The organism is Micromonospora matsumotoense (assembly GCF_900091525.1).
Lineage (GTDB): Bacteria > Actinomycetota > Actinomycetes > Mycobacteriales > Micromonosporaceae > Micromonospora > Micromonospora matsumotoensis.
In genome coordinates, this window is sequence record NZ_FMCU01000017.1 from 87,418 (window position 1) to 100,653 (window position 13,236).

A 13,236-nucleotide genomic window follows, 5' to 3' on the forward strand; every position below is an offset into this window, starting at 1 on the left:
CTCACGGCGCGACCGCACCCCCTCCCCGACCGGTCGCGGGCGTCGGGCTGGGGAGTGGGACACACGTGAACGACCAAGAAACCTGGCGGATCGGGCCGGGCCCGACGACGCGTATCGCGCAGCGTCGGGAGGCCCGACGTCGGCAACGTCGCCGCTGGGCGATCGAGGCGGTGGCCGGCCTGGCCTGCCTCGCGGTGCTGGTGACCTATCTGGGTCCGGATTCGGACCCGCCGGAGTCCGACCTGGTGCTGCCGGCCGGCGCGCCGACCCCGGCCGGATACCCGACCGGGGCGGCGGGGGTGGGCGTTTCGGCCGAGGCCGGGATCGTCACGCCCGGGTTGCAGCCCCGGGAACGCACCCCGCCACCGAGCGAGCCACCGACTCCGACCGCCACCCCGGTGGCGTCCCCGGCCGCGCCGACGCTGAGCGTCTCCCGGGCCGACGTGCCCGCCGAGGTGGACCTGACCGCGCTGGGCACCCGGGACTGGGTGCACTGGGGGCTCAACCGGCCGGAGACTCTGGTCCGCAGGGGCGGCGGCAGCGACGAGATCCGGGACGAGGGCGGTCGGGGCGCACGCGACCGGTACGACACCAACCCCGAGCTGTTCGGCTGGCGCGACGGCGCTCCGGTGCCGGCCGTCTCCGCCACCGGCACCGGCGTGTTCGTCTGCGGTGTCGGTAACGGGTTCGCGCTGGCCGTGGCGGGTGACGGGGAACCGCGTACGGTGCACCTCTTCGCCGGGGTCTGGATGGCCCAGGGGCGGCTGGACGCGCGGCTGTCCACCGGTGGGGCGACCCGCACGCTGCGGCTGGAGGACCCGCACACCACCCACACCGCCCAGTTCGTCATCCGGTACCAGGTGCCCCGGGGTGAGAAGCTGCTGATCCGCTGGACCGTCGAGAAGACCTTCAACAGCAGCTGCGGCAACGTGAACCTCCAGGCGGCAGCGGTGCGTTGAGTCGTTAGCCCTCCTTTGGGCTTTATGTCGGGATAGCGTGGCCGGGTCGATGCCCACGAGCTACCCGGAGGCCCAGATGTCGACCGACGAGCAGGTGCTGGACAGCCCCGAGGGCTGGGTCGCCGATCACATCCGGCGGTACGTCGCGACCGGCGGCGTCGAGGGGCACGAGTGGCAGCCGGGCGTCTTCACGCTGCTGCTGACCACCCGGGGCCGGCGCAGTGGCAAGTTGCGCCGCACCGCGCTCATCTACGGCCGGGACGGCGACGACTACCTGGTCGTCGCCTCCCAGGGCGGTGCGCCCCAGCACCCCTCCTGGTATCTCAACCTGCGCGACGAACCCGAGGCGCAGGTGCAGGTCGGTGCGGAGGCGTTCACCGTCCGGGCGCGTACCGCCGAGCCGGCGGAGCGGGCCCGGATGTGGCCGACGATGACCGCCATCTGGCCGGCGTACAACGAGTACCAGAGCAAGACCGACCGGGAGATCCCGGTGGTGGTGTTGCAGCGGCGCTGACCCATCGGGCGCGCTCAGCAGACGATCGGCTTGACCCAGGAACACTCCCGGCCCTCGGGCACCCGTGGTGACTCCGGGGCCACCGGCGGCGTCGCGCGCGTCGACCTGCCGTCCGCCTCCCGGTAGGAGGCCAGCGCGATGGCGATCTGGTCCTCCAACGCCTTGACCGACGAGGTGAGGTAGTTGTTGAACACCACCGAGAAGGCCAGCACCCGCCCGTCGCCGTCGGTGGCGTAGCCGGACAGGGCGGACACCCCCGTAAGGCTGCCGGACTTGGCGTGCACGTTGTCCGCCGCCGCCGTGCCGCGCATCCGGCTGCGCAGGGTGCCACCGACGAGGCGCTCGGCGTTTCCGGCGATCGGCAGCGCCGCGTACCAGGTGTCGAACCAGGGTTCCCGGCGGACGGCGGAGAGCAGGGCGACGAACTCGTCGGCCGGGATCAGGTTGCGCCGGGACAACCCGGAGCCGTCGAGTTGGCGCAGGGTGCCGGTGTCCATTCCGGTGTCGGCGACGTACTCGCTGATCGCGGTCAACCCCGCCGGCCAACTGCCGGAACCGGAGATGACCCGGCCGATCTCCTTGGTCAGCACCTCGGCGTGCCCGTTGTTGGACAACTTGAGAAAGGGCACCAGCAACTCGGCCAGGGCCATCGAGTCGTGCCGGGCCACCGGCGTGGCATCCGCCGGGGTGGCCCGGCCGGGCACGGTCCGACCGAGCACCCGGACCCCGTGCCGGCGCAGCGCGTCCCGGAAGACGGCGGCGGCGTAGCCGGTGGGTTCCCAGACGGTCATCCAGTCGCTGGTCGCCGCCGCGCCGACCGCGATCCGGCCGGTGACCACGATGGTGTTGCCGCCGTGCGTCCGCTCGAACGACAGCGTCGTCTCGCCGTCGGCGACCGTCTCGGCCCGGTTGTCGATCCGCAGGTAACCGTTTGGCGGGCTCAGGGTCACCACCGGTTTCGCCCCGGCCGCGCCCGCCGGGGCGGCCCGCACGATGACGGTGCCCGCGTCGTAGTCGGTGTCCGGCGCCACGGTCAGCGCGGAGACCTGCGCGGCGTAGTAGTAGGACTCGTCGTCCCAGGCCCACTCCGCACCGAGCCGGGCGGCGTCGTAGCGGGTGTCGTCGGCGACCAGGTGCCCGGTCACCATCCGTACCCCGTCGGCGGCGACCTGGGCGGCCAGCGCGTCGTAGTCGGCGGTCAGCATCGTCGGGTCGCCGCCGCCCCGCAGGTAGAGGTTGCCGGCGACGAGCCCGGCCCGACGCCGGCCGTCGGTGAGCACGTCGGTGCTGAACCGGTGCCCGGGGCCGAGCAGCGCCAGGGCTGCCGTCGACGTCAGCAGCTTGGTGTTGGAGGCGGGCACCAGTTGGCGGTCGCCGTTGCGGTCGTAGAGGGTCCGGCCGGTGGCCGTGTCCACCACGACCACCCCGGCCTGCGCCCCGGCGAGCCGGGGGTCGGCGAGGACGGCGTCGATGGTGGCGTGCAGCCGGGTGGCCGCCGGGCCGGGTGACTCGGCGGTGGCCGGAAGCGCACCGGCGGCGGCCACGGTGGCGACCAGTGCCACCAGCGCCAGCGTCCGGGGAAAGAGACGACGATGCATGCACTGACGCTGTCACGAAGATTTCCGTCAAGCAAGCCGCGACACCGTAGATTTTCTTCCCAGGGTGATGGTCCCGGGCCGGTGGTCCGCCGGTGGTGGTCAGGTCGGGTCCGGCGCGGCCGGATCGGGCGCGTCGGGCTCGGCGCGGAAGTGCCGGCTCGGCTCCACCAGCAGCGGGGCGGCCAGTGCGGCCAGCGCCCCGCCGAGCAGCGGGAAGACGATGAACACCCACAGATGCCGCAGCGCCGCACCGCCTTCGAACACGGCCGGACCGAACGACCGGGCCGGATTGATCGAGGTGCCGTCCAGGGTGATCCCCACCAGCAGCACCGCTACCAAGGTCAGGCCGATCGCCAGGCCGGCGAAGCCGGCGTGCTCGACCCGACTCGTCACCACCAGCACCACCAGCACGAACAGGAACGTCAGGACGACCTCCAGCACCGCCGTGCCTCCCCGGTTGATGTGCACCCCGTAGCCGTTGGTGCCCAACGCCCCGGTCTGGTCCGCCACGCCTCCCCAGCGCACCAGCCCCCAGATGACGAAGCTGGCCACCGTGGCCCCCACGAACTGCGCGATCCAGTACGCGACCGCGCCGACCACGGAGATCTTGCCGGAGAGCAGCACCCCCATCGTCACTGCGGGATTGAGGTGCGCGCCGGAGAGCGGGCCGATCGCGTACACCAGCCCCACCAGGACGAACCCGAAGGCCAGCGCCACGACGACCACTCCGCCCTGCATCTGGGCGAAGACTGCGGTGCCCACTCCGACGAAGACCAGCAGCAGGGTGCCGAGCAGTTCGGCGGCGTACCTTCTGGCAGCGTCCATGCGCTCAGGGTAGGAAGGATCAGGGCGCTGAGGAGCGGAAACGGGGATGTTCGGCGGGGCCTTCGACAGACCCCGCTCTATTTGACGAACCCCCGGGCAGCGGGCACGGTGGGTGGGAGGGCCGCGCGAAGGCGCCCCGAATCACCCGGCGGGCACCGGCCCGCCGCAGGGAGCGCGCAACTGTCGTCGCGCGACGTCCGATCCCGAAGATCCCGAAGATCCCGAGGAGTCCCGCCATGCTCACCATGACCGACAACGCCGTGCTCGTGATCCGTGACCTCACGGCCCAGCAGGACGTCGCCCAGGACGGTGGGCTGCGGATCGCCGCCGACACCGAGGCCGGCGCGCTGACCATCGAACTGGTGCCCGTGCCGGCGCAGGGCGATCAGGTCGTCGACACCGAGGGGGCCCGCATCTTCCTCGACCCCGATGCCGCCGAACTGCTCAACGACACCTCCGTGGACGCCTCCGTCGACGACGAGGGCGTGGTCCAGTTCGGCTTCACCGAGCAGGAGTGACCCGATCAGCGGGCCCGCCAGTGCTCTCCGCCGCGATGCGGCCGGGTGAACCCGTCCCGGTCCTCGGTGCTCGTCGGCGGGGCCCGACGACGCCCGTCGACCGGACCGGTCAACTCCGTCAGCACGTGCGCCAGATGGTGCGAGGTGCTCCACGCCGTCCAGTTGGCCGGTGAGCCGGCCCCGGTCGCCCGGCGGGCCCGCCGCAGCAACTCGTGGTCACCCCAGGAGAAGCTTGCCCCGGCGGGCGGCCAGTGTGCGGCGGTGACCAGTGTGCGGCACAGGTCGGCGAACCTCTCGTCGCCCCGGCCACCCCGCCGCGACCAGCGGTAGATCCACCACCCGTCCTCGGTGGTGTACCGCACCGTGGGCAGCCGGTCGCCCGGCTCCACGTCGCCCGGCGGGGCGGCGACCACCCCGTAGTCGCCGTACCCCACGCCCAGGTCGGCCAGCCGACGCCAGAACAGCAGGTCCCAGCGGTCCACCCGGACCGGTTCGTCGGTGCGCAGCCGGGACAGCGACGGCGGCATCCCGCCGGCCGCCACGGTCACCGTGCGCCAGGCGTGCCGGCAGGCCCAGTCCACCATCCACCGCACCCGGGGCTCGGCGGCCCGAAGATCGGCGAGGCAGCACACGTCACCGGCGTCGACCAGCAGGTCGCACTGCTCCGGGACCAGCCCGGTCCGCCGCCACACCCGCTCCACCGCCGTCGTGGCGGCATCCGGGCCGGCCCGGTCCCGGCCGACCCGCAACCGCACCACCGCACCCCGGGCGTACGCGCGACAGGCCGCGCCGTGCGCCGCCAACCGCCGGTCGCCGCACGCCAACCCGACCACCGGGAGCACCGGTACGTCCCACCGGGCCAGCTCGCCACCCGGCCCTTCGGGCAGCGCGCAGACGTCGACGGCCGGCACCAACCCGGCGGGCAGCCGGCGCAGCAGCTCGGGCAGGCCGGTGTCGGTCGTGGACACGTTGAGGAGCGGGGCGACCAGGGGAGCCGAGGCGCTGTCCAGATGACCCAGCGCCTCCAGCTCACCCCGTCTGCTGGTGAGGATGGGTCGGTAGACGGGTTCCGCCACCCGACCCCCGGGGGCGGGCACCATACCTCAATCTACCGGGCCGACCGCCCCCGTCACAGGGGTTGCCCGGCAATCGTGGTGACGGATCGGCGTCGTACCCGGGCCCTCCACATCGGGCATTGACAGTGGTCGGTGCCGGTGGTGGCATGGGTGGGCGGCACGCCGGGCGTGGAAGGGCATCCGAACACCATGTCCCCGCTCCATCCTGCCCGGAAGGCGTACCCCCATGACATCGTCGCGTCATCGTGCCGGCCTGCTCGCGGCGTTGACCGCCGCCGCGCTGCTGCTGGCCGTCCCGCTGCCCGCCCGGGCGCTCGCGGTGCCCGAGCCGAGCACCCCGGTCACCGGCAACGCCACCCACTTCGACGGCCTCGGCGCCCCGTACGGCGGCTGCGGCCTGCCCCAGTCGGAGCTGGACTCGCCGGACTTCGTCGCGCTCAACGCCTACGACCTGCCCGGTGACTACTCGTCGTACCCGATCCGGCCGATCCCGGCCAGCCAGGCGGCGAAGATCGGCCTGTGGAACAACGGCCTGAACTGTGGTCGCTTCGTCCGGGTCACCGTCGGCGACTACTGCACCGGCGTCAACGACGGCGCACCCGGGCAGCCGTTCTGCCGCAACGGCTCGTGGACCACGGACGCCTACAACGGGGCGACGTTGACCATGGTGGTGGCGGACAGTTGCGGCGACGGCAACGCCTGGTGCCGCGACGATCCCTACCACCTGGACCTCTCCACCGCCTCGCTCAACCGGTTCGTCCGGAACGGGACGCCGGTGGGGGACATGAACCCCACCCACTGGAACAACCGGCACGTCTCCTGGTCGTTCGTGCCCGCGCCGAACTACTCCGGTGACATCCGGATCGGCTTCATGAAGGGCGCCCAGCGGTACTGGCCGGCGATCGCCGTCTCGCACCTGGCCAACGGCATCCACGGGGTGGAGTACCTGGCCGGTGGGGTGTGGACGGCCGCCACCATGAACAGCGACATGGGACAGTCGTACGTGATCGGGGCGACCGCCTCCGGCGGCACCGACTTCCAGATCCGGGTCCGCGACGCGGCCGGCACGCTGGTCAACAACGGTCGGGTCTACCGCTTCGCGCTGCCCGCCTCCTGCGGCGGAACGTGCGCGGCGGCGTACACCCCGGCCGACTACACCACCTCGGACGGGCCCACCCCGACCCCCACTCCCACCGCCACCCCGACCGCGACCCCCACTCCCACCGCGACGCCGACGGCCACCCCGACCGCGACCCCCACCGGGACGCCGGCGCCGGTGACCGGTTGCTCGGCCGGCTACCGGGTGACCGGCTCCTGGTCGGGTGGTTTCCAGGCCGAGGTGACGGTCCGCAACATCGGCGGTGCCGCCAGCACCGGCTGGAGCACCGCGCTCACCTTCGCGGGCACCCAGCAGATCGCCTCGTCCTGGAGCGCCACGGTCAGCCAGTCCGGCCGGCAGGTCACCGCGACCAACGCCAACTACAACGGGAACCTGAGCCCCGGCGCGACCACCACCTGGGGGCTCGTCGTCACCGGCGACAACCAACCCCCGACGGTGCTGACCTGCGCCGCCCGCTGACCCACGGCCGAGCCGGTGCCCGACCCCGGTGCACCGGTGCGGTCGTCGCCCCGCCCGGGGGACGTGCCGAAGGGGCGACCGGCAGAGCCGGCCGTCTCACCCGTCCGTCCCGGGCGGGGCGAGCCGTACCCCGACCCCTCGGACGGTGTGCAGGTAACGCGGCTGCTGGGCGCTCTCCCCGAGCTTGCGGCGCAGCCAGGACAGGTGCACGTCGACGGTCTTGTCCGCCCCGCCGTAGGGAATCCGCCAGACCTCGGTGAGCAGCTCCCGTTTGGTCACCACCGCGCCGGGTCGGCCAGCGAGGTGGTGCAGCAGGTCGAACTCGCGCGGGGTCAGCTCCACCGGCACGTCGTTAAGGGTGACCTGCCGGGCGCGCGGGTCGATGCGCAGCCCGCCGACCACCAGCGTGGCTTCCTCGTCGGGCCGGTCGGGGCCGCCCCGGCGCAGCACGGCCCGCACCCGGGCGTCGAGCTGGACGGCGGTGAACGGCTTGACCACGTAGTCGTCCGCCCCGGCGTCGAGCAGCCGGACGATCTCCCGCTCGTCGTCGCGGGCGGTGGCCACGATCACCGGTACGGCGCTGACCGCGCGCAACATCCGCAGCAGCTCGCCGCCGTCCAGGTCGGGCAGGCCGAGGTCGAGCACGACGAGGTCGGGTCGGTCGTCGAGGGTGTGCCGTAGCCCCTCCATCGCGGTCGACGCGGCGGCCACCGCGTGCCCCCGGTCGCGCAGCGCCCGGACCAGCGGGGTGCGGATGGTCAGGTCGTCCTCGACGAGCAGCAGTCGGGCCACCCCAGCAGGCTAGCCCCGGCCGGCAGCCGGGCCGGCGGCCGGGCGCACGACGGCCGGCGTACGGAGTTTCGACAGCTCGGCAGGCGGATACGGGCGCACGGCGCCGTACGGCCCATCGGCCGTCCGTCGCCGCGCTCCGACCGTCTCCCACCACCGCAGCCATCCGGCGGTACGCCAGCGGGGACCTGGTTCGACCGGTGCGTTCGCTGCGCCGGTCGGAGTGCTCGTTGCCCGATTCGACGACCGGCAAACCTTCCCAGGGTGGGGAATTCCATCATCTGCACAGCCCGGCGTGATTCGTTGCCGTTGCGGGTATGAGCGGGACATGGAGCATTTCACGATCGCGACGGTCGCCCAGAAGAGCCCGGACTTCCGCCGGGTGCTCTGGACCGGCGAGAAGACCCAGTTGGTGATCATGACCATCCCGCCGGGCGGTGAGATCGGCGAGGAGGTCCACGACGGGATCGACCAGATCCTGACCTTCGTCAGCGGCACCGGCGAGGCCCGGGTCGGCGGGGAGACCCGGGAGGTCGCCCAGGGTGACCTGGTGGTGGTGCCGGCCGGGACGAAGCACAACTTCGTCAACACCGGCCCCAACCCGCTGGTCCTCTACACCGTGTACGGCCCGCCGGAGCACGCCGACCAGGTGGTGCACCGGACCAAGGAGGAGGCCGACGCGGCGGAGGCCGCCGGTGAGGACGAGCCGCCGACCTCCTGACCCGGCCCCGCCGAGGACCGTCGCAGGGCCCCCGACCCGCGCCGATGCGCGCCGGGGGCCCTGCGCGTGCCGGGTTCCCGCACATTCCTGGGGCGCCGCGCGGGCCGGGTTCCTGCGCGGGCCGGTCCCCTCCGCCACGGAGGGGACCGGCGGGACAGGGGACGCCGGCCGGCCTCGGCCCGAGGTCAGCGCACGGGTACGCCGGAGACGTCCACCGTTTCCGGGTACTTCAGCCCCGAGCCCGTGTTCAGCACCACCACCCGCTCGTCGGCCCGGATCCAGCCGCCGGCCCGCAGGTGCCGGGCGGCGGTCAGGCAGGCCGCCCCCTCCGGGCAGAGCAGCAGCCCCTCCCGGGCGGCGAAGTCCCGCAGGTCGACGAGGATCTCCGCATCGTCGACGGCGACCGCCGTGCCGCTGCTCTCCCGCAGCGCGGTCAGGATCAGCTCGTCGCCCAGCGGGGCCGGCACGGTGATCCCGAACGCCACCGTGTGCGCGTCGACCCAGGGCCGGGCCCGGTCCTCACCGGCGGCGAACGCCCGGACGATCGGCGCGCAGCCGGTGGACTGCACGGCCACCAACCGGGGCAGCTTGTCGCCCACCCAGCCCAGCTCCCGCAGCTCGTGCAGGGCCTTGTGGATGCCGATCAGGCCGACCCCGCCACCGGTCGGGTAGATGATCACGTCGGGCACCTGCCAGCCGAGCTGCTCGACGATCTCGTACCCCATCGTCTTCTTGCCCTCCAACCGGTACGGCTCGCGCAGTGTGCCGGCGTCGAAGATCGCCCCGTCCGCGTCGGCCACCAGCTCGGCCACCCAGCGTCCGGCGTCGCCGATCAACCCGTCCACCAGGCGCAGGTCGGCCCCGGCGGCCACGCACTCCCGGCGGCAGATGGCCGGGGCGTCCAGCGGCATCACGATGGTCGCCGCCATCCCGGCCCGTGCCGCGTACGTCGCCCAGGCCGCTCCGGCGTTGCCGTTGGTGGGCATGGCCAACCGCCGTACGCCCAGTTCCCGGGCCCGGCTCACCCCGACGGCCGCTCCGCGGGCCTTGAACGACCCGGTCGGGGTGAGCCCCTCGTCCTTGACGATCAGGTCGTCGATGCCGATCTCGTGGCCGTACGCGGGGGCGCGCAACAGCGGCGTCCACCCCTCGCCCAGCGTGGTGACGTGCCGCTCGTCGGCCACCGGCAGCAGTTCCCGGTAGCGCCACAGGTCGGCCGGGCGCAACCCGAACCGCTCCGGGGTCACCGTGGCGGCCACCGCGGCCAGGTCGTAGCGGGCCAGCAGCGGTGAGCCGCACGTGCAGAGGTTGGTGAGCCGGCCGGGGTCGTCCTCCCGGCCGCAGCGGGGACACTCCAGGTGGGTCAGGTACACGATGCTCCTCGCCGTCGGCCCGGGTCGATGCGCGGCACACCGGCATTCTCCGGCAATCCGTCCCGGTTCGCCGGGTGCCCGGCATGTCCGGTGCGATGTCGGGTAGAACGTTGGGCATGGACCTCGACCAACCCACCGTCCTGCTCCCCGGCGACGTACGGATGCCGCTGCTCGGTTTCGGCACCTGGCAGGCCACCGGCGAGGCCGGCTACGACGCCGTGCTGTCCGCGTTGGACGCCGGCTACCGGCACATCGACACCGCCACCATGTACGGCAACGAGGAGGAGGTGGGTCGGGCGGTCAGGGAGAGTGGACTGCGCCGGGAGGACGTCTTCATCACCACCAAGCTGCCGCCGGACCGGGTCGGCCGGGAACGCGAGACGATCGAGGCGAGCCTGCGGGCGCTGGGCACCGACCACGTCGACCTCTGGCTGATCCACTGGCCGCCGTCGTCGCCGGCGGACAGCATCCCGGTCTGGCGCGAGCTGCTGGCCGCCCGGGACGAGAACCTGACCCGGGCGGTGGGGGTGAGCAACTACGCCACCGCCCAGCTCGACGAGCTGATCCAGGCCACCGAGGAGAACCCGGCGGTCAACCAGATCCGGTGGAGCCCGTCGCTGTACGACCGGCAGCGGCACGCCGAGCACCGGGACCGGGGGATCGTGCTGGAGGGCTACAGCCCGTTCAAGGCCAGCGACCTGGCCGATCCGGTGTTGACCCGGATCGCCGCCGCGCACGACGTCTCCCCGGCGCAGGTGGTGCTGCGGTGGCACATCGACCACGAGACCGTGGTGATCCCGAAGTCGGTCACCCCGGAACGCATCCGGGCCAACGCCGCCATCTGGGACTTCTCCCTGACCGCCGAGGAGATGCGCGACATCGACGCGCTGGGCGGCTGAGCTGTCGCCAGGTAGGCCGGCCTGATGCGGGTGATCACCGGGCGTCGGGCCGGCCCGTGCGACGTCCAGGGTTCGACCTGGCCTCGTGGGCCGCAGGGGTGCGGGGGGCGTGACCTGTCGGTCACGGCCCCCCGCGTGGTGGTGGGTGGTGTGGGTCAGGCGCGGGCGCAGGCGACGCCGTTGAGCGAGAAGCTGGTCGGCGCCGAGTACGTCCCGTTGAGCGAGCCCTGGTAGCCGAAGGTCGCGCTGCCACCGGGGGAGAGGGTGCCGTTGTGGCTGGCGTTGCGGGCGGTCACCGTGGACCCGCTCTGCGTCACGCTGGCGTTCCAGGAGCTGGTGACCTGCTGCCCGCTGGGCAGGTTGTAGCTCAGGGTCCAACCGTTGATGGCGCTGGAACCCCGGTTGGTGACGGTCACGTCGGCGGTGAAGCCGTTGTTCCACGAGTTCGACGTGTACTTCACCGCGCAGCCGCCGCCGTTGCCCGGGGGCGTGGTCGGCGGGGCGGTGGTGGGCGGCGGGTTGCCACCGGTGTTGACGGTCTGGGAGAAGTTGGTGACGGCCAGCCCGGCACCGCCCTGCCACGGCTCGAAACCGGCCTGGATGCTGGTCAGGTACCAGTCGTTGGTGATCGCCCCACGGTTGCGGGTGTCGGCGATGAAGTCCAGCACGTTGAAGCTCATGCCCTGGATCGCCGACGGCGCGACGTACGAGATGACGTTGTTGCCGCCGTTGTTGCCGCGCCACACCTGCCAGCTGCGGCCCGCGATGTTCGCGTTGCCCACCGGCGAGCCGATCGGCTGGATGCTGCCCTGCCGGTTGAACCAGATCATGATCTCCATCGCGTTGACCCCGTCCCGCTTGGGCGACGGGTCGAGCCAGATGTCGTAGGCGGCGTCGTAGATCGCGCCGCCCACGTAGTTGAAGGAGATGCTGCCCGGGGCGCTGCTGATCGACTTGACCTGGGCCGGCAGGTTGGTCCCCGGCGAGCAGTTGGTGTAGTGGCAGCCGACGAAGATCGACGGGTACGACACGGGTGCGCCGTTGGTCGGCGCGGAGCCCTGCTGGCTGGTGATGTTGAAGCCGCTGCCGGTGACGTTGATGCACTGCTGGGCGGTGGTGCCCCAACGGTTGTTCTGGACCACGTACCGGCCGCCGATGACGGTCGAGCCGTACTGCTCGCAGATCTGGGTGTCGGCGGAGGCGGTGCCGCCGAAGGCGACGGCGACGATCGAACCGACGGCCAGGAGGCCGGCGGCGGCGAGGGCCCGCAATGGACGCTTCATGATGCTCCTTGGCTGCGGCGCGGGGGCGCCGGACCTTGTCTCGGATGTGACCGGGAGCGCTCCCATGGTCCTGAACACATTTACATACTTGAAACTATGACGCAACTGAACCGGTTAAGTTGACAACTGTTCACGTCCCTATACGGGAACCTCGTTCTACCGATGGGGCGCGAGCAGGGCGCGGGCGGTCCGCGCCTGGGCCGCCGCCTCCCGCAACACCGCCGCCAGCCGGGTCCGTGCCTCCGGCCCCAGCCGGTCCACCGGTGCGGCCACCGCGATCGCGTCCACCGCCGCCTCCTGCAGCGGCACGGCCACCGCCACCGCCGCCAGTCCCGGGCTGCACTCCTCCCACTCCTCGGCCCAGCCGCGCCGCCGGACGGCGGCCAGCTCGGCGCGCAGCGCCTCCGGAGTGGTGACCGTCCGACCGGTGACCGCCGGCAGCGGCCACTGGAGCAGCCGGTCGACCTCCTCGTCGGTCCGGGCGGCGAGCAGTGCCTTGCCGGCCGCGGTGGCGTGCGCGGGCAGCCGCCGCCCCACCGCGCAGACCGGCCGGACGATGTGCGCCGAGTCCCGCCGGGCGAGGAGCACCACCGAACCGCGGTCGAGGCGGTAGAGCTGCACCGTCTCGCCGGAGCACTCGGCCAGCCGGTCCAGGGTCACGTCGTAGAGGGCGGCGGCGTCCGCGCCGGCGAGGAACGCCGCGCCGACCTCCAGCGCCCGTAACCCCACTGAGAACCGGGTGCCGGTCGGGTCGGCGGCCACCCACTCGCGGTCCAGCAGGGTCCGCAGGATGGCGTGCAGGCTGCTCTTCGGGATGCCCAGCGCCCGGCTCAGCTCCACCGGCGAGCGGGGGCCGGCGGGGGCGGCCAGCGCCTCCAGCACGTCCAGTGCCCGACCCGCCGACTTGACCGAGCGGTATGACTCGTCCGTCGTCACGCCGTCACTCTAGTGAGACGAGCGACATCCAGCCCATGGGTATTCTTCGATCGAACGGCGTTCAGCTGGCGGAACGACTTTCTGTCCAGTCCGGAGTGGTTCGGTGGGGCTCACCGGCTCTGGTGTGCGCCGATCGCGCGGAGTAGTGTCTTGCCTTCACCGCGTA

13 protein-coding genes are annotated in these 13,236 nt (G+C 72.7%); 6 read left to right on the forward strand and 7 right to left on the reverse strand.

The genetic code is table 11. The annotated features are described in order from the left end of the window. Positions 1-65: 65 nt before the first annotated feature. Both GA0070216_RS26200 and GA0070216_RS26205 read left to right on the forward strand, forming a co-directional pair. Positions 66-959, forward strand: coding sequence for a hypothetical protein (locus GA0070216_RS26200; RefSeq protein WP_245722747.1), 894 nt, complete (start codon positions 66-68; stop codon positions 957-959). Positions 960-1,035: 76 nt separating this feature from the next. Further along, positions 1,036-1,473, forward strand: coding sequence for a nitroreductase family deazaflavin-dependent oxidoreductase (locus GA0070216_RS26205; protein ID WP_091251699.1), 438 nt, complete (start codon positions 1,036-1,038; stop codon positions 1,471-1,473). Positions 1,474-1,487: 14 nt separating this feature from the next. Here the strand turns inward: GA0070216_RS26205 and dacB are convergent, their stop codons facing one another. Both dacB and GA0070216_RS26215 read right to left on the reverse strand, forming a co-directional pair. Beyond that, positions 1,488-3,071: a D-alanyl-D-alanine carboxypeptidase/D-alanyl-D-alanine endopeptidase gene (dacB, locus tag GA0070216_RS26210; protein WP_091251556.1), complete on the reverse strand. Its 1,584-nt coding sequence runs from the start codon at positions 3,069-3,071 to the stop codon at positions 1,488-1,490. A 99-nt stretch (positions 3,072-3,170) separates the two neighbouring features. After that, on the reverse strand, positions 3,171-3,896 hold the full coding sequence (locus GA0070216_RS26215) for an MIP/aquaporin family protein (protein ID WP_091251558.1): 726 nt from the start codon (positions 3,894-3,896) through the stop codon (positions 3,171-3,173). Between the two features lie 236 nt (positions 3,897-4,132). Here GA0070216_RS26215 and GA0070216_RS26220 point away from each other — a divergent pair, with 236 nt between their 5' ends. Further along, complete coding sequence (locus tag GA0070216_RS26220; RefSeq protein WP_091251560.1) at positions 4,133-4,414, forward strand: HesB/IscA family protein; 282 nt, start codon at positions 4,133-4,135, stop codon at positions 4,412-4,414. A gap of 5 nt (positions 4,415-4,419) precedes the next feature. On the opposite strand, the gene GA0070216_RS26225 is transcribed toward GA0070216_RS26220, so the two are convergent. Continuing rightward, positions 4,420-5,514, reverse strand: coding sequence for a beta family protein (locus tag GA0070216_RS26225; RefSeq protein WP_176739137.1), 1,095 nt, complete (start codon positions 5,512-5,514; stop codon positions 4,420-4,422). A gap of 202 nt (positions 5,515-5,716) precedes the next feature. Between GA0070216_RS26225 and GA0070216_RS26230 the strand changes: the two genes are divergently transcribed. After that, the gene (locus tag GA0070216_RS26230) at positions 5,717-7,069 is read left to right on the forward strand and encodes a cellulose binding domain-containing protein (protein WP_091251562.1); all 1,353 of its coding nucleotides are present in this window, start codon (positions 5,717-5,719) and stop codon (positions 7,067-7,069) included. A 96-nt stretch (positions 7,070-7,165) separates the two neighbouring features. Here the strand turns inward: GA0070216_RS26230 and GA0070216_RS26235 are convergent, their stop codons facing one another. Further along, the gene (locus GA0070216_RS26235; protein ID WP_091251563.1) at positions 7,166-7,861 is read right to left on the reverse strand and encodes a response regulator transcription factor; all 696 of its coding nucleotides are present in this window, start codon (positions 7,859-7,861) and stop codon (positions 7,166-7,168) included. A gap of 325 nt (positions 7,862-8,186) precedes the next feature. On the opposite strand from GA0070216_RS26235, the gene GA0070216_RS26240 reads away from it, so the two are divergent. Further along, entirely contained in the window at positions 8,187-8,579 is a 393-nt protein-coding gene (locus GA0070216_RS26240) for a cupin domain-containing protein (RefSeq protein ID WP_091251564.1), read from the forward strand. Positions 8,580-8,764: 185 nt separating this feature from the next. On the opposite strand, the gene GA0070216_RS26245 is transcribed toward GA0070216_RS26240, so the two are convergent. Then, on the reverse strand, positions 8,765-9,952 hold the full coding sequence (locus tag GA0070216_RS26245; RefSeq protein WP_091251567.1) for a threonine synthase: 1,188 nt from the start codon (positions 9,950-9,952) through the stop codon (positions 8,765-8,767). Between the two features lie 116 nt (positions 9,953-10,068). Here GA0070216_RS26245 and GA0070216_RS26250 point away from each other — a divergent pair, with 116 nt between their 5' ends. Further along, on the forward strand, positions 10,069-10,851 hold the full coding sequence (locus GA0070216_RS26250) for an aldo/keto reductase (RefSeq protein WP_091251569.1): 783 nt from the start codon (positions 10,069-10,071) through the stop codon (positions 10,849-10,851). Between the two features lie 155 nt (positions 10,852-11,006). Here the strand turns inward: GA0070216_RS26250 and GA0070216_RS26255 are convergent, their stop codons facing one another. Continuing rightward, a complete protein-coding gene (locus tag GA0070216_RS26255) occupies positions 11,007-12,134 on the reverse strand; it encodes a glycoside hydrolase family 12 protein (protein ID WP_091251571.1) in 1,128 nt (375 codons plus the stop codon). A gap of 156 nt (positions 12,135-12,290) precedes the next feature. Then, the gene (locus GA0070216_RS26260) at positions 12,291-13,070 is read right to left on the reverse strand and encodes an IclR family transcriptional regulator (protein WP_091251573.1); all 780 of its coding nucleotides are present in this window, start codon (positions 13,068-13,070) and stop codon (positions 12,291-12,293) included. Between the last annotated feature and the right edge of the window lie 166 nt (positions 13,071-13,236).